17 protein-coding genes are annotated in these 21,288 nt (G+C 55.5%); 16 read left to right on the top strand and 1 reads right to left on the bottom strand.

Annotated elements, in window-relative coordinates:
* Window positions 1–2 precede the first annotated feature (2 nt).
* The 12 genes from QUE75_RS12760 to QUE75_RS12705 all read left to right on the top strand — a co-directional run bounded on the left by QUE75_RS12760 (window position 3) and on the right by QUE75_RS12705 (window position 15,027).
* Complete coding sequence (locus QUE75_RS12760; RefSeq protein WP_286250623.1) at window positions 3–1,226, top strand: glycosyltransferase family protein; 1,224 nt, start codon at window positions 3–5, stop codon at window positions 1,224–1,226.
* The gene (locus tag QUE75_RS12755) at window positions 1,223–2,947 is read left to right on the top strand and encodes a sugar phosphorylase (RefSeq protein ID WP_286250621.1); all 1,725 of its coding nucleotides are present in this window, start codon (window positions 1,223–1,225) and stop codon (window positions 2,945–2,947) included. Before QUE75_RS12760 ends, QUE75_RS12755 begins: the two co-directional genes overlap by 4 nt.
* Window positions 2,948–3,106: 159 nt before the next feature.
* The gene (locus tag QUE75_RS12750) at window positions 3,107–5,227 is read left to right on the top strand and encodes a type VI secretion system Vgr family protein (RefSeq protein ID WP_286250619.1); all 2,121 of its coding nucleotides are present in this window, start codon (window positions 3,107–3,109) and stop codon (window positions 5,225–5,227) included.
* Window positions 5,224–8,718, top strand: a complete 3,495-nt coding sequence (locus QUE75_RS12745; protein WP_286250617.1) for a toxin VasX — start codon at window positions 5,224–5,226, stop codon at window positions 8,716–8,718. The genes QUE75_RS12750 and QUE75_RS12745 overlap by 4 nt, the downstream gene beginning before the upstream one ends.
* Window positions 8,715–9,788: a hypothetical protein gene (locus QUE75_RS12740; RefSeq protein ID WP_286250616.1), complete on the top strand. Its 1,074-nt coding sequence runs from the start codon at window positions 8,715–8,717 to the stop codon at window positions 9,786–9,788. Before QUE75_RS12745 ends, QUE75_RS12740 begins: the two co-directional genes overlap by 4 nt.
* Window positions 9,789–9,797: 9 nt before the next feature.
* Window positions 9,798–10,358, top strand: a complete 561-nt coding sequence (locus tag QUE75_RS12735) for a hypothetical protein (RefSeq protein ID WP_286250614.1) — start codon at window positions 9,798–9,800, stop codon at window positions 10,356–10,358.
* A complete protein-coding gene (locus tag QUE75_RS12730; RefSeq protein ID WP_286250612.1) occupies window positions 10,327–10,872 on the top strand; it encodes a hypothetical protein in 546 nt (181 codons plus the stop codon). The genes QUE75_RS12735 and QUE75_RS12730 overlap by 32 nt, the downstream gene beginning before the upstream one ends.
* Window positions 10,873–11,151: 279 nt before the next feature.
* Window positions 11,152–11,433: a hypothetical protein gene (locus QUE75_RS12725; protein ID WP_286250610.1), complete on the top strand. Its 282-nt coding sequence runs from the start codon at window positions 11,152–11,154 to the stop codon at window positions 11,431–11,433.
* Entirely contained in the window at window positions 11,430–12,686 is a 1,257-nt protein-coding gene (locus QUE75_RS12720) for a hypothetical protein (RefSeq protein ID WP_286250609.1), read from the top strand. The genes QUE75_RS12725 and QUE75_RS12720 overlap by 4 nt, the downstream gene beginning before the upstream one ends.
* A gap of 168 nt (window positions 12,687–12,854) precedes the next feature.
* A complete protein-coding gene (locus QUE75_RS12715) occupies window positions 12,855–13,130 on the top strand; it encodes a hypothetical protein (RefSeq protein WP_286250607.1) in 276 nt (91 codons plus the stop codon).
* Window positions 13,131–13,485: 355 nt separating this feature from the next.
* Window positions 13,486–14,241, top strand: coding sequence for a hypothetical protein (locus QUE75_RS12710; protein ID WP_286250605.1), 756 nt, complete (start codon window positions 13,486–13,488; stop codon window positions 14,239–14,241).
* A gap of 261 nt (window positions 14,242–14,502) precedes the next feature.
* Window positions 14,503–15,027: a hypothetical protein gene (locus QUE75_RS12705; protein ID WP_286250603.1), complete on the top strand. Its 525-nt coding sequence runs from the start codon at window positions 14,503–14,505 to the stop codon at window positions 15,025–15,027.
* A 48-nt stretch (window positions 15,028–15,075) separates the two neighbouring features.
* Here QUE75_RS12705 and QUE75_RS12700 read toward each other — a convergent pair whose 3' ends face one another.
* Window positions 15,076–15,978, bottom strand: a complete 903-nt coding sequence (locus QUE75_RS12700) for a DUF1853 family protein (RefSeq protein ID WP_286250602.1) — start codon at window positions 15,976–15,978, stop codon at window positions 15,076–15,078.
* 59 nt (window positions 15,979–16,037) lie between these two features.
* On the opposite strand from QUE75_RS12700, the gene QUE75_RS12695 reads away from it, so the two are divergent.
* The 4 genes from QUE75_RS12695 to QUE75_RS12680 all read left to right on the top strand — a co-directional run bounded on the left by QUE75_RS12695 (window position 16,038) and on the right by QUE75_RS12680 (window position 21,236).
* Window positions 16,038–16,478: a VOC family protein gene (locus QUE75_RS12695; RefSeq protein WP_286250600.1), complete on the top strand. Its 441-nt coding sequence runs from the start codon at window positions 16,038–16,040 to the stop codon at window positions 16,476–16,478.
* Window positions 16,479–16,639: 161 nt separating this feature from the next.
* Window positions 16,640–19,273 (top strand): DUF6351 family protein, encoded by a 2,634-nt coding sequence (locus QUE75_RS12690; protein WP_286250598.1) that lies wholly within the window; start codon window positions 16,640–16,642, stop codon window positions 19,271–19,273.
* A gap of 204 nt (window positions 19,274–19,477) precedes the next feature.
* A complete protein-coding gene (locus QUE75_RS12685) occupies window positions 19,478–20,890 on the top strand; it encodes a hypothetical protein (RefSeq protein WP_286250596.1) in 1,413 nt (470 codons plus the stop codon).
* Window positions 20,862–21,236 (top strand): hypothetical protein, encoded by a 375-nt coding sequence (locus QUE75_RS12680; protein WP_286250594.1) that lies wholly within the window; start codon window positions 20,862–20,864, stop codon window positions 21,234–21,236. Before QUE75_RS12685 ends, QUE75_RS12680 begins: the two co-directional genes overlap by 29 nt.
* The last annotated feature ends 52 nt before the right edge of the window (window positions 21,237–21,288 follow it).

The following is a 21,288-nucleotide window of genomic DNA, read 5'->3' as shown; positions in this document are numbered from 1 at the left end:
CCATGGGCGACTTTTACCAGAATGGCATTATCACCACCCTGCACAACCTTGTGCGACGCCCCGTGGAGGATATTGAAGCGGACCTGATGAGCTTTCGTAAAGCCCGGCCTATGTCTTTGGTGTTGCCGTCTTTGTACTCGGAGCTGGAAGGGCCTGCGCTTAAAAACATCGTCCAGGAGCTGACCAAGGTTCCGTATTTGGATGAGATTGTGATCGGTTTGGACCGTGCCGATGAAACCCAGTACCGCCATGCTCTGGAGTATTTTTCCGAGCTGCCGCAGCCGTTCAAGGTGCTCTGGAACGATGGCCCCCGGTTGCGGGCACTGGATATGAAATTGCGGGAGCAGGGCCTGGCGCCCACGGAGATGGGGAAGGGCCGCAATGTGTGGTATTGCTTTGGTTATGTGCTGGCCTCGGGTGTGAGTAAATCCGTGGCCCTGCATGATTGCGACATCCTGACCTATTCCCGGGATTTGCTCGCGCGCCTGATTTACCCGGTGGCCAACCCCGGTTTTAACTACATGTTCTGCAAAGGCTATTATGCACGGGTGGCGGACGGCAGCATGAATGGCCGGGTCAGCCGCCTGCTGGTCACGCCACTGATTCGCGCCCTCAAAAAAGTGTGTGGCCCCAACGATTTTCTGGATTACCTGGACAGCTACCGCTACCCGCTGGCGGGCGAGTTCTCCTTCCGTACCGATGTGATTAATGACCTGCGTATTCCCAGCGACTGGGGGCTCGAGATCGGCGTTTTGTCTGAAATGAAGCGCAACTACGCCACCAACCGCTTGTGCCAGGTGGACGTGGCGGATGTTTATGACCACAAGCATCAGGACCTGTCACCGGAAGACGCCAGCCGTGGCCTGTCCAAGATGAGTGTGGACATCTCCAAGGCGCTGTTCCGCAAGCTGGCCACTAACGGTGAGATTTTCTCCAACGAAAAGTTCCGCACCATCAAGGCCAGCTACTTCCGCATTGCCCTGGATTTCGTGGAGACCTACCAGAACGATGCCATCATCAATGGCCTGGGCTTTGATCGCCATAAGGAAGAGAAGGCCGTGGAACTGTTCGCCCAGAACGTGATGCGCGCCGGCGCCTATTTCCTCGACAACCCCATGGACACGCCGTTCATCCCGAGCTGGAACCGGGTAACCAGTGCCATTCCGGATATCCGGGAGCAGTTGCTGGAAGCGGTGGAACTGGATAACCAGGAGTTCCGGCCATGAGCCAGACCCTCGACAGCAAACTGGTGGCCATGCTGGAAGTGGTCTACCCGGCGGTGGACTGTGCCTTTGTGGCAGAGCAGTTGATGGATGCGATGGCGCTGGAGCCCGATACCGAGGCACCGCCGGCGCACCAGAACCATTGGGACCCATCGGACATTGTCCTGATCACCTACGCCGATACCGTTCAGCAGCCGGATGAGAAGCCATTGGTGACTTTGAAGCGGTTTCTGGACGACTGCCTGCAGGACGTCATCAGTGCCGTGCATATCCTGCCGTTTTTCCCGTACAGCTCGGACGACGGCTTTTCGGTGATGGATTACCTAGCGGTGAACGAGTCCCACGGTGGCTGGGAAGACATCGAGGCCATCGCCGGGGATTACAAGCTGATGGCAGACCTGGTGATCAACCACATGTCCGCCCGCAGCCGCTGGTTCGAGAACTTTCGCAAGCGCGTGGGGCCGGGCAAGGATTACTTCTTTGAGGGCAACCCGAAAGACGATTTAAGCATGGTGGTGCGCCCCCGAACCTCGCCGTTGCTGACCCCGGTGCAGACCGATGACGGCGAGCGCCACGTATGGTGTACCTTCAGCGAAGACCAGGTGGACCTGAATTTCGCCAACCCGGAAGTGCTGATCGAATTTGCCCGGATTATCCACTATTACCTGGAACGTGGGGTCAGGATCTTCCGGCTGGATGCGGTGGCGTTCTTGTGGAAAGAATCGGGCACGCCCTGCATTCACCTGCAGCAGACCCACGAGCTGATCAAGATTCTGCGGCTGTTGATTGAACATCACACGCCAGATGCGGTGGTGATCACCGAAACCAACGTGCCCAACCGGGAGAACCTGACTTATTTCGGCAACGCCAACGAAGCCCATGCCATCTACAACTTCTCGTTGCCGCCACTGCTGATCAATACCCTGGTCACCGGCAATTGCCGGCATCTGAAAACCTGGCTGATGAGCATGCCGCCGGCGCAGATGGGCACCACCTACCTGAACTTCATTGCCTCCCACGACGGCGTTGGCTTGCGGCCCACTGACGGCCTATTGGATGAGGACGAGAAACAGCGGCTGATCAACACCATGGAGTCCTTCGGCGGCAAGGTATCCTACCGGCGCACCGCCGACGGCCGGGACCAGCCCTACGAGATGAACATTGCGCTGTGGGATGCCCTCAAAGGCACCGCCGAGGGTGGCGCAGACCACTGGCAGTTACAGCGATTCCTGTGTGCCCACACCATCATGCTGGCGCTGGAAGGAATTCCCGCGTTCTATATTCACAGCCTGCTGGCCACCGAAAATGACCATGCCCGGGTAGAGCACACCGGCCGCTTCCGCTCTATTAACCGCGGCCAGTGGCAGCTGGATGCCGTGGAAGCCGCCCTGGCAGACCCACTCAGCCACCACAGCAAAGCCTTCACCGAACTCAAACGCCTGATCGCCATCCGCCGCGCCCAACCCGCCTTCCACCCCAACGCCACCCAGTTCACCCTGCACCTGGGTCTGCAGCTGTTCGGCTTCTGGCGCCAGAGCATGCGCCGGGAACAATCCATCTTCTGCATCCACAACATCAGCGACGAAGTGCAGCAAGTGGCCCTCACCGACATCAATCTCATCGGCACCGACCAGTGGACCGATTTGCTTTCCGGTATGGCCATCGACGACCTCGCCGGAGTCATCACCCTCAAACCCTACCAAAGCGTCTGGCTCTCCAACTAAGTTGGGTTCAGACCCCAGAACATTTGATGGGGTGAAATGTCTTGGGGGCTGACCCCAAAAATGCGGAGTGGTTGGTTTGTAATCTGGAGATGGGTGGTTATAATCGGCCGTGCTCAGGATGAGTCAGTTACAAACCACTATTCTTCAGGGACCGAAGTCATGCCCCAGGCAAGCGGATTGCAGTTCACCGCCCGTGTAGGCGAATTCCCCTCAGATCACTTTTCGGTAGTTGGCTTTAAGCTGGCCGAACAGCTGTCTTCCTTGTTTCATGGCCGGTTAGAACTGGCGAGCACCGACCCGGATGTGGCCGCTGCTGACGTTCTGGAGCAGCCGGTGGACCTGGTGGTGTGGCAAGATGGCCAACCCCTGCGGCGCTTCACCGGCGTGGTCAACGAGTTCGTCCGAGGCAACACCGGCCACCGCCGCACCGCCTATCAAGTGGTCATCCAGCCCCCGGCCTGGCGCCTGGGCCTGATGCACAACAGCCGCATCTTCCAGACCCAGACCACCGAAGCGATCGTGCGCACCTTGCTCGAAGAGCGGGGCATCATTGATACGGTCTTTGACTTCAAGCGCCCCCCGGAAGAACGGGAATACTGCGTCCAGCACCGTGAAAGCGACCTGCAGTTCATTGAACGACTGGCCGCCGAAGAAGGCTGGCACTACCGTTACCAGCACGGCAGCGTGGATGGCGAAGAACAACCGGCCCTGATCATCGCCGACCACCATGGCGACGCCCCCAAGCTGGACCCGGTCCCCTGCAACACCCAGGCCGGCGGCAGCAGCAAACAGGCCTGCGTGTTCAGCTTCGCCTACGAAGAGCGCATCAAAGCCGCCTCCGTGGCCATGAAGGACTACACCTTCAAAAACCCCGCCTACGCCCTGATGCACGAGCACAGTGCAGGTGAGGTAAGTCACCGTGAAGACTACCAACACTACGACTACCCCGGCCGCTACAAGGCCGACGCCAGTGGCCAGCCCTTCACCCAGGCCAGACTGGACGCCCTGAGAAACGACGCCTCCCTGGCCCAGGGCGAAAGCAACCGCCCGGACTTCACCCCCGGCGCCAAAGTGGAACTGCAGGAACACGACAGTCAGAGCCTGAACCGGGAATGGCTGCTGACCGCCATCACCCACACCGGCAAACAGCCCCAGGCCATGGAAGAAGAGGGTGGCAGCGAACCCACCAGCTACCACAACGACTTCACCGCCGTTCCGGCTGACAAAACCTGGCGGCCCCAGTGTGAACACAAACCCATGATGGACGGCCCCCAGATGGCCATCGTCACCGGCCCCGAGGGTGAAGAAATCCATTGTGACCAGTACGGCCGGGTGAAAGTAAGATTCCCGTGGGATCGCTACTCAAAGAACGACGAACACTCAAGCGCCTGGTTACGCGTCGCCCAGGGTTGGGCCGGCGGCCAATACGGCTTTATGGCCCTGCCCAGAATCGGTAACGAAGTGATTGTTTCCTTCCTGGACGGCGACCCGGACCAGCCTATTATTACTGGCAGGACTTACCACGCCACCAACACACCGCCCTACGCGCTGCCGGAACACAAAACCCGGACCACCCTGAAAACCAAAACCCACAAGGGTGAGGGCAGCAACGAACTGCGCTTTGAAGACGAAGCGGACCAGGAACAGATCTACGTCCACGCCCAGAAAGACCTGGACCTGCTGACCGAAAACAACCGCACCGAAGTCATCAAGAACGACAGCCACCTGACGGTGGAGAACCACCAGTTCAGCCATGTGAAAGCGGCAGACCACTGCACCACCGATGGTGAAAGCCGAGTCTCCGTCGGCGCTGATTGCAGCCAGACCATCGCCGGCAGCTATCACCAGAAAACCGGCCGCACCATGGCCTCGGAAGCCGGCACCGAAGTTCATCACAAAGCCGGTGCGAAAGTGGTGCTGGATGCCGGGGCGGAGCTGACGATTTCTGGTGGTGGTAGCTTTATCAAGCTGGACCCGAGCGGGGTTACCTTGGCTGGGCCGGGGATCAAGATTAATTCTGGTGGGGCGCCGGGGAGTGGGGCTGGGCAAAGTTCTGCTAATCCGGAACTGCCAAATCTTGTTGGCAAAGATGGGGCGGCAACGCCACAGCCTCCCGAATTGGCAATGGTTGGCCAGCGCAAAACTGCCTCTCCTGACCAAGTGGAGTTTGATCAGTTACCGGGCTCCGATCGAAAACTGATTATTGATGTGATTGGCGGGCATCTTGAGCGTGGTTCTGTGGAAGCGATTAAAGGGACCGATGGGGAGGAAACTGTATGACGGATACTGTGGATTTTTCAGATGAATCCCGGGATCGCTCGATTCTACGAACAGCAGATTACGACGATACCGATCCCGCGGATCTCGTACTGACTGTGCCCAAGCGCGAAGGCGGCAAGATCTCGATTCCTCTCCTGAAGCACGCAAGATCTAACATCGAGCGTGAAGATTACCAGGATAATACCCTCGTAAGGATTAAGCCCCTGGCAGAGATCGCCAGCAACTTGCCTGTTAGACGTGGCTCCAATGCCCCCGTTTATCAAGGGAAAGGCGTAGCACTGTTGCGGCCTGGCTTTCTTTATATTTTCCGCGAAGACAAGCTCTGGCGAGAATTAGAGATCAGTCAGAACTCCCAATTCAGCGATATTGATCTTCAGGCAGTGCGGGCGGAGGTTGGTGACCCAGAATCTGACTTGAGAATGATACGCCCATCAGCCGGACAGTGGTTGGACGATGTGCTTGTTCCGGTGTTTCTCCAGGGGCAAGCGGTGATGCACGATTTCCGCATGGCTTACAGTGAAATCCAGTGGGATTGGGCCTACATCCAAAGACTTGAAGAGAGTGCAGCGACTCGTAATGCAAGGACGACGGGTGTGGGTCACGCCTGGGCTGTCACATCGGTTGATACATTGAGTTTTGAAACCGGATTCCCGGCATCACGTGTTGAGGATGCACCTGAGCTCAGGCACAGGGATCTGGGCATTGAACTGATGATAGAGAATCCCAGCGACTTCGTGCTCAGTTTTGAGCGGCCGGGTGAAGACGAACTATGCAGCAAGCTCTCGAAGTTATTAGAGAGCAACGAGAAGCAGGCGAGGGAGTCGGCCCGGCGCGCCGCCTCTCGAAGCGAAGTAGAAGACCCGATTGCTTATACTGAACAATTGATGAAGAGCCCGCTCGAGCTTGCACTGGAGGCTACCGCGCCAGAACCAGAGGATGACAGTGAAGAGGGTGAGGTGGCGAATATTCTTGACCTTACCTGCCCACCTGGGGCGGATCTTTTGCAGCATCTTCGCTCGCAGAAGGGAGTCGTTTGCGTGGCTATCCCGGATCCGTTGTTCAAGTTACGCCACTCGTTGGCGCAGCTTCAATTGGCGCTTCACTATCTCGATGCTATTGATGTCTCCATACAGGAAAAGCCGCTGGTTCATTCGGCGATGCTGATACGTCAGACCTTGTTTGATCCGCAGGCATCTGACTCAAGCGATCAGATCGGAAAGCTGCGAGCAGCAGTAGATCAGAACAAGCTCAATCAAATCCTGGAGCATTCAGAGCGCCAGATGATGCTTGAGAAGATAACTGGGCATCTGCAGAAACTCGAAACACTGGTTGAAAGCGGTGAGTTTGATTCAATCTGCGGTGATTACCTGTATCACACAGGGCTTGGCCCATGTGAAGCATTCTCTCTGCATACAGGTCTGCTCGACCTCATTCAGCAATTACCCGGTATTTTCAGGGCGCAGGGGGTGGTGGCACCCAGTATTCTATCTAGGTTGCTAAAGCAGGGATTGGACAAGAGTTCGATTATTGCGGCTTTGGCTAATGAAGGATGTGCAGAGGGAGAAGTATCACCGCTGCTGGCGCATTTAAAAGCTCTATCTAACAAGAACGACACGCTCACTGAACAGCATCTGAGTGGACTGGGCCTGTCAGCCATTAGCACCATTGCGCAGCAGTTAAAGCATGAGGAGGCTGATTCTGACACTAATGATGACGGCAATTCTTCTGTTTCTGTTGGCTCTGCCGGCACCGTTGCGGGAATGCTTGAAACTGCGCTGGGTGGCTGGAGTGGGGCTGTTCTTAAGGTCGCTGATCGTTTACGTGAAAGTGGCGACTTGACGGCCATCAAGCTGGACCGGGTGTTTGCCGCAGTCAGTGAAGCGGCTGATATTGCGGATCCAAAACTCGGCGGCGAACTAAGAGTGATGCGCCGGGATGCTGTAGACCTGACGCGCTTCAGCATTGTCGGAGTGCATGGGAAAGGGCTCTCGTTTGGTTTGACTGACGCGGACCTTCAGAGTGAGGCGTTAACAAGGCGCAACGACTACCTGTTTGCTGATCGGGTTGACGCGGCTGGTAGAAAAGTTGCCTCCACCAGTCCGGCAAGGCTTGCTGATGAGGTTGGCGAAGCTGTGGTGAAGGCGGCTGCTCACACCTGGGTGTTTGTGTTGCCGATTGATCATCCGGAAGCTCTAAAGTTCAGTGCGTGGAAATTTGATTGGGCTAATAAGGCTAAGGCTGTTGCCGACGGTCCGGGGTTGTCTCGGGTTTTGGTGGGTTTGGCTGCATTTAATCTCATGACAGAGTTCTGGTCTCTGAAGGACTTAAAATCCAACAACCACGGTTTTTCAGCAGTAAAGATTTTTGGAGCGGGTTTAGACTTAGCTGCCGCTTTAATGAAATTACACACTATAACTTCTCCAGCGGATAGCAAGCTGGTATCAAAATTGATACTCAGGCCACTCTTTGAAATGAGATCAGTTCCGCTCATCGGACCGTTGATTCATGCACGCCTTGCACACGTTGGGGCGAGCACTATCGTACGCTCGATGTCTTTGGTTAATTTCTTCGCAGCAGGTGTAATGGTAGGGATCAGTGCATGGGATTTTCGTAACAGTGTAGATCGAGGTGATTTTGACGCTGCTTTGGGGCATGGACTAGCAGTTATTGGTGGAAGCATTTTTGTATTTTCTAAGCTAATGAAGGGGTTACTGTTCGTCCCTGGATGGGGGTGGGCATTGTTTGGGTTGGGGCTCGTGTTGGGTGGCAGCTTGTATGCGGCTTTTGCTACCGATAGTGAACTAGAACGGTTGCTGAAACAGGGGCCTCTGGGGCTTGGCCCAGGCCACCCAGGCCTTCCGGTCGACGATGCCATCTATTATTCACAGTTGCTTAGCACATTCTCACCGGTAACGTTATCCGTAAGTCGTTATGGTGATTTGAGTGATGCTGAAAAGGCGATGTTTGCTGACCACAGTCCATCTCCGAATGACTACAGAGTGACTGTGGGTTCTCCGTTAATCAGTCGCTTTAAACTTGGACTGAAATCTCAGGACAAAGCCAAGGGCGAAAAGCCAGATTTGAGGCTGGGGGTCCAGGAACTGGAATACACCCACAGCACATTGGAGACTTCCGCCGGGCAAGTCGAAGAATACAAGTTGACGCGAAATACACCTTTGAAACAGATAACAACCTGGGTCGCTTTGCCAGAAGATCATGCGGTGCATTTCCTGATAGACCGAAAGCTGATTGAAGGTGAAACTCTGGCGTATGGGTATCGCGAACAACGAACCATCAGTCTGAGGGTCGTCCTGCAAGCGCGTGTCGAGAGTGAAGTTGGCGCATTCCGGTTTCCGATGCCGGTACTGGATGATTACGAGCCGTTTGAGGCAACCCGTCATGAGGTGTTGCCCGATAAAAAGCAACACTCACTTAATCCTTTCAAAAATGATGCTGTACCGTACTGGATTGTTAAAGAGGTAACCGTGTGAGTCAAAACGAAAAAAAAATAAGCAACCATAATATAGAGTTGCCTAATAGCGAGATTTCGGCTTTTCCTGAGCCTTTGAAGAGTAGACAGCGTCTCGGTCAAGATCTCCAGCCAGTTGGAGATTATACTGAGGTTGAGCCTTACTACAGGGTTTGTGAGGATGTAGGTGAAGTTCAACATCAGGACCAGAGTGATCCCGATGCCTTCCATTCGGGTGATTGGTGGTGGGACGAGCGTCAGATTCGGTTTCTCAATGGAAAAGCGTTTATAGGGCTTTCTATGCTGCTCTTGTTTGTACCATATACATGGGGAGGCGTAATTTTAGTCGGTGGTGGAATATTATCTGTATATAATACAATTCTATTTACGGTAAATGCGGAACACTTGCTACAGGTAATCGCTATTCTTACCGTAATGGTGATATGGATTCCGTTGTCACTATATATCATTATAAAAACCACGCCTTGGGTCATGGGCGCTTTCGCCCTGCTACTCAGACCCTTTGACAAACTCCTCAGCAAGCTCCTGGATCAAGGCCTCGAAGCCGGAGAAAGCTACTTCAGTCGTGAAACGGGTGAAGTAAGCTTTGCAATGCCGGGCGGCAAGAAACTGACAGCACCCTTTGAGGAGTTCGATGCCTATGTGGAGCGAGTTATTGAAGCCGGCGGTATCTTTTACCGGCTGATGTTCGTGCATCGCTATACCGCCAAACAATTCAGCCAGACGTCCCTGAGCCGGGTCGAGCCATCGAAGGAAGAGGTGATGGCGCTGTGGGACATGCTTCAACGCTACATGGACACCTCCCAGCCCTTGCCGGATGTGCCAAGGCTGGAGCCGTTCCGGCATCTGGATCCGGTCACTGCGGAGCATGACGAGCGCATCGAGCGTAATCCCCGGTTCTGGCGAGACTTGGATCTGGAAGCCTGGAGACAGGGAGAGGGCGCAGAGTGGTTGAAGCGCCAGGTGGAGTATCCGTGGGATAAGCGCCGTTGCAAGCTTACGCCGCAACTGGGCAAGATTTCGATGGAAGAATACCGTAAGCAGCGACCGGCCGAGGCTTGGCCGATTTGAGTGGCATGGATGACTGAACAGAAACAGCGGTCCGGAGTGAGCGACACGGCCTTCAGGGCGATGGAGATCGGGCCCTTGCCGATCTCGCCAAAAGAACGAACACGAGTTGGCGACGAGCTTCAGCCGTATGGTGCTTACGCCAACCTTAACCCCTACCACCGAACCGTGGAGGATATTGATACGGTCCAGTACAGTGAGCGCGAGGATCCGGAGTTCTATAAGGAAAACTGGTGGTGGGATCACCAGCGCTTACGTTTTCTTAACGAGAAAATGGGGCTTAAGTTTTTGATATTGGTGCTCCCATTTACTTGGATTTTCACTCTTCTTATTGGTGGCAGTTTCGGAATTGGATATGTTTTTGTAAATGAACTGAGGGAAGATTACCCTACCACCGGTTATTTTTGTTGTTTTATTGCTAGCTTCGTGGGCTGGATGGTGGTTTTTCGCGCCCCGAATCACCCCCCATACCACCAACTGGCTTATGACAAACGTTGTTGGAGCTCTCCTGAAACCTTTCGAGAAAACTCTGGAAAAAAAGTTGGACGAGACTCTGGAAGACGGCTGCAGTGAGTTCAATCGGGTCACCGGGCAGGTAAAGTTCGCCTTGGGCAAGGGGCGTTCTTTTGAGGCCCCGTTTGTGGAGTTCGATGCCTACGTGGAGCGAGTAGTACAGCGGGGCGGTATCTTCTACCGGTTGATGTTCGTGCATCGTTACACCCAGAAGCAATTCAACAAAACCTCCCTGAGTAACATTGAAGCAGAGAAAACTGAGGTGCTGGCGCTGTGGGATATGTTGCAACGCTACATGGACGTCACCCAACCCCTGCCAGACATGCCCCGGTTGGAGCCATTCCGCCACCTGGATCCGGTAACCGCTGAGCATGACCGACAGACACGTCGCAACCCTCGCTACTGGCGGGATCTTAATCTTGAAGCCTGGCAAAAAGGTGAAGGTGCGGAGCTGTTGAGAAACCAGCGGCAGTATGCTTGGGGTCGCAGGCAATGCAGAGTCACTCCGCAATTGGGTAGTGTGGATATGCCCACCTATCGCCAAAGTAGACCTGAGACAGCCTGTGTCGTGTAAGGCCACTCTTTCCGGTTGTGGTGGGAGCTCGATTGGCCACTTGTTCTCTTTGAGGCAGGTGCATAAAGAAAATGGCAGATACCAAGGCACCTAGAGCCGGCAACTCGGACGCTTTCAAAAGCGGCAAGGTGACCTATCTGTCGCCGCTTCCGCTGCCGACCGGGTTGCCTCCCGTTGACCACTACATGGGTCATACTCGAGAAGCGAGGGACGGAGTGGCAGGCAGCAACCGATGAATAGTCCGAGAGCTTCTTGCCGCTCGGCAACAACGAGGACGGAGTGAGACTTCGCGCGAGTTCGTTGTTTGATGAACTGGAATCGGTTAACGGTGTTTATCTGGCGGTTCGTTTTAAACCAGATGGCTTAAGTGACTGGTTGCCAGGATCTGGCAAGGCATTTCACGCCAAACTAGCGCTTCATGAGCACGGTAATGTGCCCCATGTGCCAGCGAACACGGAGAAAACGTGGCAACATCTGAAGGTAGCCGAAGAATCAGAGGAGACAATTACTCCGTTGTTAGTGGGCTTTAAGTCCGTTTTTCCCGAAGAGAGTGATGCATGAGTGAGCAAAGGTTACAGGCTGGCGAACGCCGTCAGACAGAAGCCGGGGACATATTGGCCTTAAGCCCGTTACCTGTAGAGACGGGTGCCGAAGCCGCGGACCCTGTTCAGTGGATTCGGCAGAAGAACAATGAATGCATGGATCTTCAAGGTGGTAATTTAGTTTTCGCTGCCGAGTTTGCCTTGATGTTTGTAAGTCTCATGCTGCTGATGTTAGCTGCGGGATTCGCGATGACATTCGCAGTTTTCATTGATAGGGGAACGTGGGACTGGGAGCCCCCACTATATCTTTTAATACTGAATGCTTTCTTAACATTACCTTGGGGCCTAGTGATCCACTTCCGAGCAAGCAAAGAACTCAAAAAATCCCCGCCCATCCGGTTGAATCGGAAAAAACGGCAGGTGGCAATTCCTCATTGGGTACCTTCTGGAAAAGAGGTAAAGATTCCCCTGTGGGGCGAAAGTCTCTTCATGTGGGTTTATATCGTCTATTTCATTACATTCGGCGTGATCATTACCCCTTTTATTTCGGAGGGGCCTGTGGATGCATACGGATGGACATTTGCTGGTTATGGATTGCTCGCCCTGATTATCGAAAGTCTTATTTTTGTCCCTTATCTCCTCATCGGCCTGAAACTCAGAAAAAAACACGCCCCTCGCCTTGAGTACGTCTATTACCCCTGGGAAAAACTGGTCGCTTATATTGAAGAGCGCCGAAGTCTCGGCCCCACCATATTTACTGAACAGGTCATGCTCACCTTGGCAGTTCCGAACCCGGACGACCCTCAGAGCGCCTTGGCCGCAACCTCTATCAACGTTGGCCATGAAACCGCCGGTATTGCCCAGTGGGAGAGCCTCCGCCGCTTCATGGAAGATGGCCCTGAAGCCTGTCCGGATCCCCAGAATAACGACACCTTGGCCCACTACAAAGAAAACTGCCGCAAAGCCCGGCAAGAAAAATCCATGGGGGCCTGGCTCTGGAAGAAAGTTGGCGACTGGTTCTTCCAACGTTATCTGGCCCACAAGCTCACTGAATGGCGCACCAAAAGACTGCTGCCGAAAACGCTGCCAAAGGATCTTCATGAATGGTCGCAACCCGTTCCAGAGGGTCAGCAAGCCAAGCCGTCTGAAGAGCTGAAAAAGGCTAACCAGAAAATTCGGGCACTCCGAAAGAAGAACTCTCACCTCACACCGCAGCGGTTGCTGGAGGAGTTTTACAAACTTTCCACGGAGAACGAAACGTTGTTGGCGTGATCGCGGGGCGCTTGGTTTTATATCCCGACCTCAGGGTTAACGCTTCGGGGCATTTCCTGAGCACGATACGGCAAGATGGGTTCCGGTCAGTTGACGCGTTGAATCATGTGGTGTGCCTGATTTGGTGGAATTACATTGTCCAATTTGATGTTACATGGAGAGTAAATTATGGATCGCCAAATAAAAGATCTCATGGAGCAGGGCTTGAGTCGAAATGAAATCTTCGAGCAGCTCAGTAAACAGGCAGGCAATCAAATGCGGCTGGCTCAAAAGCTTGCAACATTCGATCATGGCTCACCCTCTGCAAAAACTATCCTGCTGAACCGAGTTCTCATGGCGCTCTGCCTGCTCCAGGCATTTTTCGGGATCTCGGTAATCTACTCCAATGCGGTCCCAATGGATGAAGAGTTCGGCAATAGTGAGAGGGGGAGGGAGAGTGCCTAAACTCGACCTAGTAAATGCTGGGGCCGGTGAGGTTGAGAGCTTTCCCGGCGGCAAGCTGACATTCCTGGCTCCCAAACCGCTGCCAACGGGTCTGCTGCCGGTTGACTACGGCCATGCGGTGGGAGAGGTCAATGAGGGTTATCTGGATTTCGGGACAGGGATGCCGCCGGTGTTTGGTTGGCAGGCAACGTTGGGTATACCATTTTTTGGTTGTTTGTTTATTTTATTGGGGTTTCCAGGGACGGTTTTCATCGGGGGCTATCTTTTTGGCAACGGATGGGAGGATGCGAGTTGGGGCTTTTGGGCAACTTTGGAATTCGCCTTTAAACTTGGTCTAGGCGGGGGAGGCTTCTTCTTGTTATTCGGCCTGGCCATCAGGATCAACCAGCACCTGAAATACAAAACCGTTACACCCACACGCTTCAACCGCCAGCGCCGTGAGATTTGCTTTGTGCCCCAGAATGAGCAAAACCCCATCTTCGTTCCTTGGGAAGAGCTGGTTGCCTGGGTCACTGAGGCTCAGGGCGTGACGGAATACGGGGTACAACGCCAGTACGGTTTCGGTATCGGCTTTTACCATCCAGACACCGGAAAAAAATACACACTGGAATTTCAGATCCACGGCCTGCCCCAGGCGATCAGCAACTGGGAAGCGATTCGTGCTTACATGGAATTTGAAGTCCATACACTGAAGGAAATTCAGGATCCTCTGGACTTGCAGGGGCCTGATGATCCCCCATGGGAAGGTGTACACGTTTTCCGCAATGCCCGCAAACGACTCCATGATGAATACCGTGAAGGCAAGCGAGGTGTTTTCTATCTGGTCGGATGGTACCTGTACCACCTGATGACCTTCTGGACCCTCCCGAACCGGTTGGTGGAGTGGGAGGTCAGAAAGATCCGGCGTATGAACCAGAAAGCTCTGCCAGAGGCCATGGCCGCGTGGAGCAAGCCGCTGCCCGAAGGCCAGTGGGCCCGCCCAAGTGAGGAACTGAGGCGCCAAAGCCGGCGCGTTCTGGAGCTTCGAAACGCGAACCCGAAGAGACCGGTTACGGAAATCTTTGCTCAGGTGACCGGTGAGTGCGAACCCCAGAGCGTTATGCAGGCCTGAGCGAATTCGCCCTTTGAGGAATTCGATATGTATGTGGAGCGGGTCATTGAAGCGGGCGGTATCTTCTACCGCCTGATATCCGTGCATCGCCATACCGCCAAACAATTCAGCGAGACCTTCCTAAGCCGGGTCGAGCTATAGAAAGAAGAAGTGATGGCGCTGCAGGCTCACTCCACAACTGGTCAAAATATCGATGGAAGAATACCGTAAGCAACGGCCTGCCGGCGCTTGGCCAATTTGATATTACAAGGATAGTAAATTATGGATCGCCAAATCAAAGAACTCATGAAACAGGGCTTAAGCCGAAACGAAATCTTCGAACAGCTCAAAAAGCAGTCGGGCAATCAAATGCGTCTGGCTAATAAGATCGCAACGTTCGAGCATCGCTCACCGTCTACGCAAATTGTCCTGCTCAACCGGATCCTACTGACGCTCTGCCTGCTTCAGGCGTGTTTCGGGATCTGGGTAATCTACTCCAATGTGGTCCCGATGGATGAGGAGTTCGGCTGGCAAGGCATCGTCGCAACGTTCATTTTGACGATTCTCTATTTTGTCGGCCTGTTCAAAAAGTCTTTCACCGGATATGCCTCGTTCATTCTGCTCTGCATTACTGTCGCTGCCGGCTATGTCTATTTCTTCAACTATTTCCCTGTTGTCTCGATCGTGGGTGTTCTGTTGGCCGTTGCCGGTGGCGCTCTGTCGTACACGAACAAGGTTCGACTATTTCCTCACATGGGTTTTATGGATGTTAGAAAGGATGAAAGCGGGGAGTACATCTTCGAGTAACGGCTTCGATGGGGGCGGCCAGGGCTTTTGGGTTGGGATAGAGGCAGGCTATCCCCTCAAAGGCCACTCCCCCGGCACCACAAACCACCGCTCCCTCTCAACCCAACACCCAATCCCCGGCTGCCACTCCACCCGCGCAAACAACACCGGCACGCCCTGGTCTTCCACAAACGCCACTGCCTCCCGCGCCACCTCACTATCGGGCCGATCATCCTGCCTCCAAGGCCCAATCCAATGTGGCTTCTTCAGGGGCACCCAGCCAGTCAGGTCGGTGCTCTGCAAATCGCCGACGTAGCACCATCGCCCCTGCCCATGGCCCGTCGGCACATAATCCGGAAGTGCCACTCCGTCATCCGGATAGAACAGATAACCCGGCAAAAACACTCGCGGAATAATCGGTTCTGAAATCCCCATATCTGCTAACAGTGCCTGCGCTTCTACCCGCTGTGCCATGGGGCTCTGGTGGCTGAGCATTCGGTCTACTTTCAGGTTCAGGCGGTCTTTGGCGTTTGGCCCGTACCACTTGGTAATGTCGGAGCCTTCGTTGACGCCCAGGTAGTATTTGATGGCGATTTCATGGTGTTCCAGGCACCGGGTGTGTGGATTCCTCACCAGAAAATCCAGCTCGCCGATGGTTCGGTTGCCGGCCTTGATCTGCTGGTTTTTTAGCAGCAGTTCCCAGCCCAGCAGATCGACCAGGAGCACTTCGTACAAACGCTCAAAGTAATGGCCAAGGCGGCGCTCGGCTGTGGCTGCGAGTTTGGCTGGCATGGTGTCCGGGTGCTTGTCCCAGTGCTTGAGCTTGTCGCGGTAATCATCGGGCAGCCACTGCAGTGGCTCAAAGCTCACGGGGGCGGCCAGGAGTTGCGGTGCGGTGCACAGCCAGGCGAGATGCCGGATGGCCGGTATCTGCAGGTTGAGCAGGGTTTCGGTTTCTGCGTTTGTCGTCATGGCCTGAGAATAACGTAAACTGAGCGTGTTTGAGAGCCACGAAACCACAGGAGCCCTATATGCAATACCTGCACACGATGATTCGGGTCAGCAATCTGGATGACACACTCCATTTCTTCTGCGACCTGCTGGGTATGGTCGAGATTTCTCGTAAAGACAGTGAGAAAGGCCGTTTTACCCTGGTGTTCCTGGCTGCTCCGGAAGACGAAGCCCGTGCCCTTGAAGACAGGGCGCCGATGATTGAGCTTACCTACAACTGGGACCCTGAGGAGTACACTGGCGGCCGCAACTTCGGGCACCTGGCGTTCCGGGTGGATAACATTTATGCGCTGTGCGAAAAGCTTCAGGCCAATGGCGTTACCATCAATCGCCCGCCTCGGGATGGCCATATGGCCTTTATTCGAACGCCGGATAATATCTCGATTGAACTGCTGCAGAAGGGCGATGCACTGCCGGCTCAGGAGCCCTGGGCCAGTATGGAAAACACCGGTACCTGGTGAAGCCATGGAGTCTATTGGCCAGACTAAAGTGAGACTTAATTCACATTTTTGACGCAGACCCCGGGCGATTTGACCAAGGCCCTGAAACATAACACTCGCTTATCATTTGTTGCGCTATGTAACGCTCTGTTACTAAAACAACAACAAATGAGGTGGTCGTTATGTTCTCCAGAAACGCTCTGGTTGCAGCCGTTATGCTGGGTTTGGTGGGGTGCGGGGGTTCCGGTTCAGAGAACGCTTCCGATAATACCAATGCCCAGGGCCCGGGGCCGACGGTTCCGGGCACTACGCCGCCCGGTCAGTCTGATGGCAACAAAGGTCTGCCAATAGGTGAGGGCGAGGTGCGGGTTCTGTCCAATCGCGCCGATCTGATCAGCGGTGGCGATGCCCTGATCGACATCGAGGTCGCCAATCCCGATGGTGCCCGTGTTTTGCTGAACGGCCAGGATGTAACCGGGCAGTTTACCTTGATGGAAGCTGGTCAGTTGCGTGGCCTTGTTACCGGCCTGGCGTTGGGCGACAACACGCTGGAAGTGCTGCTGGATAATCGCAGTAGCCGGCTGGTGAAGACCATCACTAACCACCCGAAAGGTGGGCCGGTATTTTCGGGCCCCCAGGTTCAACCCTGGGCCTGCACCAACGCCGCTGCGGTGGACGAGCAATGCAACCAGCCTGCGGAATACCGCTTCAAGTATGTTCCTGCGGAGCGCTTTACGCGGCTATTCACCGAGTTTGATCCGCAAGACCCCGGCCTGCCGGATGCTTTTTTGCCTTACGACCCGGAAAACCCTCCCGCCGATGACGACATCGCCACCGTGACCACCGACGAAGGCGTTGAAATGCCGTTCATCGTTCGTGTGGAAACCGGTGTGCTGAACCGGGACCGTTACCAGGTAATGTCATTGTTCCAACCTGGAAACGACTGGACCGCCCTGAATCCCCAGGAGCAGTGGAACGGGAAAGTACTGGTTCATCACGGTGGTAACGTGGGGGTGAGTTACGGTATGGGCAGTCCGCCCAACGGTGACATTTCCGGCCTGACTAGCGGTAACGAGCTGTTGCTGGGAGACAGTATTTCCGTGGCGCTGGCCCGGGGTTTTGTAACCCTGTCCACCGCCCAGGCCAACCTCGGCCATAACGTGAACCTGGTCACGGCTGCCGAGTCTTTGATGATGGCCAAGGAGCACATCATCGAGAACTATGGCCCTGTTCGTTACACCATTGGCACTGGCTGCTCGGGCGGGGCGATTGCCCAGCAACACATTGCCAATGCCTACCCCGGTATCTACCAGGGGTTGATTGTTCAGTGTTCCTATCCGGATGTCTGGACCACCGCTACCCAGTTTGCCGACTACAACCTGATCAGCAACTACCTTGGGCTGCAGATGCCGGAGGGTCCGGAAGGGTTCTTCTCCTTCATGACGGATCTGCTGACCAACGGCCTGCTGCCAACCCAGTGGCCCTTTATCTACGGGCACCTGCCCATCAATCCAGTGGTTTCAGACCTGGCCTTCTTCCCGGCGGCCTACCCGGATCAGGAGGATTGCCGGCGCCTGAAAGACGGCGTTGAGGTCTATCATCCGGAGGAACGACCGGGCGGCCTGCGCTGCGGGTTGATCGATTACATGGTCAACCAGTTTGGCGAGCGGCCACGGGAGGTGTGGTCTGAGAATGAACAGCTTTTGGGGCGGGGTTTTGCCGGCATTCCGCTGGATAACGAAGGGGTTCAGTACGGCCTCAGAGCATTGCAGGAAGGGTTGATTACCGGTTCCCAGTTCCTGGATCTGAATCGGGAGATTGGTGGCTTCAACGTGGACATCAAATATCAGCCAGAGCGTACCCTGGGCGATATCCAGGCCATCACCAATGCTTATCGCACCGGCGCCATCAACACTGCAGAGAATCTTGCCGGTGTGCCGATGATTGACTTGCGAGGCCCGGACCCCGGCTTTGCCCACGATGCCTTCCACTCCTGGCAAACCCGTGCCCGCATTGAGGAGGTTCAGGGACATTCGCTCAACCATGTGATCTGGTATGGCGCCTTCCCGATCGCCGGGGATACCGTGTTTACCACCGAGGCCCTGTTGACCATGGACCAGTGGCTGGCGGGCATCGAGGCGGATGAGCGCCAGGATAGCCTGCCGGAGAAAGTGATTCGCAACCGGCCCGGCTTCGCCCGTGATCGCTGCCTGTCGTTGTCGGGCGCTACCGCCGAATGGGGTGTGATTCTGCCGCTCACCGGTGGCCTGTTGTACCCGGACCCGGTTCTGCCCGGCCTGGAATACTTGCCGACCAACCGATTGCCAGCAGAGATGGGTGAGATCCTGGACGTGGCCACCGGACAGGTGTGTGGCCTGGATCTTGGCGCCCTTGGCTTGCCCTCGCTGGTGACCGATCTGTTGGCGCCGATCACAGACCCGATTGTTGAGACCCAGGCACTGCTGGTGCAAACCCGGTTTGGCACCCCGAGAACCGTGGCCGGAGATGATATTCGCACTCTGAATAACAAGTGTCAGCTCAAGCCGGTTGACCCTGCGGATTATCCCGCCAATCTGCTCCAGGGTATTTTCAACTCTGAGAACTTTGCCCGGAAGGTTGCGGAGATCTTCCCGAACGGGGTATGCGATTACAGCAAACCACCGGTTGGCCAGGTACCAACAGTGACCTGGATGCATTATGGTGATACCGAGACGGTGGTGCATGGCGGCGCGCCGCTGAGCAGCAACGATCAGCCTGTTCCGGGGTGGGCTTCACCGGCGTTTGCGGTCACCCTGTCACCGAATCAGGCTGAGTAATCAGGGCCACAGGGTCGGGATGAGCCTGGCCCTGTGATTGGGTTGCAAGGCATCGGCCCAAGCTCCAACCTGAACATAGTGCGGCCGACTCAGCAAAACCGGCGGCTAACCGTTGCTGTTGGCCGCTCTTCCCCCTAAAATCCCTTGCTGTTCAAACCATGCATCAGGATGATGCTGCCCCAAACCCAAGGAAGGAGAATGCCGATGGATGATTGGCAAGGGTGCCTTGCGCCCCAGTGTCAGACTGCGCTTTTGCAGGCCCGCAACAATGTCGCCAGCCGCGGTGGTTCGGTGATTACGGTTGAAGACTACCTGTTGGCATTGCTCGATGCCGTTCCGGAGGCAGTTTCGTTTCTGAAACGGCAGGGTGTGGACCTGGACGAACTGATTCGCACCATCCAGGGTGAACAACCCATTGTTGCAGAAGTACGTGGCGATGGGGACCTGTCTTCCCAGCTTATCTATTGGATTTCCAGCACCCGTGAAGCGACCGATCAGCCCTGGCTGGACTGGCCTGTACTGTTGCATGGGCTGGTTCACCTTGCCGAGCGCCTGCAAGACAAAGCCTATGTGGCGGTGCTGGAACTGGTCAGCCACTGGCCGAGTGCAGAGGGTGAGGCCTGCACGCCTCCGGCTTCACCTGACCAACCTTTCAGCCCCGTTACGGTGACTGATCCAGCCTGGTTGCAGCTGGCTGAGGACGTTGTGGTGGCTTTATCCGCAAACCGGAATGGGTTGATCTGGGTAGCAGGCCCCCGTGGTAGCGGAAAAACCGCCTGGCTGAGGATGTTGCTGGCAACGCCGGGATTCTCCTGGGTGCAGATGGACTTGCGCCGCCAGGCAGAGGTGATGGCGTCCGATCAGCCGGTGGTCCCACCAGGCGGGGGCGGAGTCCCACAGTGGCCAGCGATGATTCTGGACAATGTGGCACCGCTCGACCTACTGGAACTGATGAGCATGCCGGATGGTGCTGTTCGGGAACTGGTGACAGGATGGCAGGGGCCAATCCTGATGCTGGCATCAGACGACAGGGGTAAAGGACGAACAGACAACAGCCGGTTGACCGCCATTCTGGGCCGGGAGTTGGAAACCATGGCGATGCCGGGTGTTAGCGAGGCGCAGAGAAGAGCGATCTTGACAGCACACCAGCCAGCCATCGAAAAGCGTTGGAACCTGCAATTGTCGCCGGCAGCGATGGAGTACGCGGCGTCCCGCCAAACACGAAGTATAGCAACGCCCGGCGGTATGCTCGAATGGTTGCACCGGGCAGCCGCCAGGCTTGACCTGTTTGCCAGCCGGGGACCGCTGGAGGCGGTGGCTCTGGCGGCAGAACACGACACCCTTCGGCGCCAGTCCCTGGTGGCCCTCGCCCGGGGTGAGTGTGCTGAGCGGGTAGAGCTGCAGATACAACAACTGGATCTCGAACAAGCCGCCGCTGAGGTGGTTTGGCACGAACGTAAGCGTTCCGGCACCCTGCGTCGGTTATTGGTGGAGGATCTTCGCCAGGAACTGGAACGATGGGTTGCAGCCAGGCCCGGGCCGGTTCACTATGTGCTGAATTGTGAACAACAGCAGGGAGATACCTTGGGTGCAGGACCTGGAAATTTATATTCGTGATCTGGAACCGGCGGCCATATCCGGTTGGCTGGAGAACCAGCTTGATGACGTTCAACTGGACGATTCGGATGTCATGTCGGTGGTGAAGGGAAGTGCGTTGTTCAATGGTACCCGTTTGCGGATTACCCTGTATCCCGGCGCCTTTGGAAAGAGGTTTACCTCTGTGCTGATGGAGGGCGACGATTTGCCCTGGAACAGTGACCTGGACTGCGCCCGAAGTGCCTGGCGTGCCATGGAAGGGGAGATACGGTGCAGCACCGGTGACTGGAAAGAGGGCGATCCGGTGGAAGATGAGAAGTGGTGGCGCCTGGACCACCGGGGTGAACAACGGGTGGTTTGGAACTGAACCGATCGCCAGAAGGTAAAAAGGCAGCCATTGGAGGCTGCCTTTTTCGTAT

The organism is Marinobacter shengliensis, from assembly GCF_030297115.1.
Taxonomy (GTDB): Bacteria; Pseudomonadota; Gammaproteobacteria; order Pseudomonadales; family Oleiphilaceae; genus Marinobacter; species Marinobacter shengliensis.
The sequence above is the reverse complement of the archived record's forward strand: the minus strand, read 5'-3'. Positions and strand labels throughout refer to the sequence as shown.

Coding starts and splice junctions, on each gene's coding strand:
- QUE75_RS12750 (WP_286250619.1), top strand. CDS start 3,107: ATGCCCCAGGCAAGCGGATTGCAGTTCACCGCCCGTGTAGGCGAATTC.
- QUE75_RS12760 (WP_286250623.1), top strand. CDS start 3: ATGGGCGACTTTTACCAGAATGGCATTATCACCACCCTGCACAACCTT.
- QUE75_RS12715 (WP_286250607.1), top strand. CDS start 12,855: ATGGATCGCCAAATAAAAGATCTCATGGAGCAGGGCTTGAGTCGAAAT.
- QUE75_RS12700 (WP_286250602.1), bottom strand. CDS start 15,978: ATGACGACAAACGCAGAAACCGAAACCCTGCTCAACCTGCAGATACCG.
- QUE75_RS12705 (WP_286250603.1), top strand. CDS start 14,503: ATGGATCGCCAAATCAAAGAACTCATGAAACAGGGCTTAAGCCGAAAC.
- QUE75_RS12720 (WP_286250609.1), top strand. CDS start 11,430: ATGAGTGAGCAAAGGTTACAGGCTGGCGAACGCCGTCAGACAGAAGCC.
- QUE75_RS12745 (WP_286250617.1), top strand. CDS start 5,224: ATGACGGATACTGTGGATTTTTCAGATGAATCCCGGGATCGCTCGATT.
- QUE75_RS12755 (WP_286250621.1), top strand. CDS start 1,223: ATGAGCCAGACCCTCGACAGCAAACTGGTGGCCATGCTGGAAGTGGTC.
- QUE75_RS12690 (WP_286250598.1), top strand. CDS start 16,640: ATGTTCTCCAGAAACGCTCTGGTTGCAGCCGTTATGCTGGGTTTGGTG.
- QUE75_RS12685 (WP_286250596.1), top strand. CDS start 19,478: ATGGATGATTGGCAAGGGTGCCTTGCGCCCCAGTGTCAGACTGCGCTT.
- QUE75_RS12695 (WP_286250600.1), top strand. CDS start 16,038: ATGCAATACCTGCACACGATGATTCGGGTCAGCAATCTGGATGACACA.
- QUE75_RS12735 (WP_286250614.1), top strand. CDS start 9,798: ATGACTGAACAGAAACAGCGGTCCGGAGTGAGCGACACGGCCTTCAGG.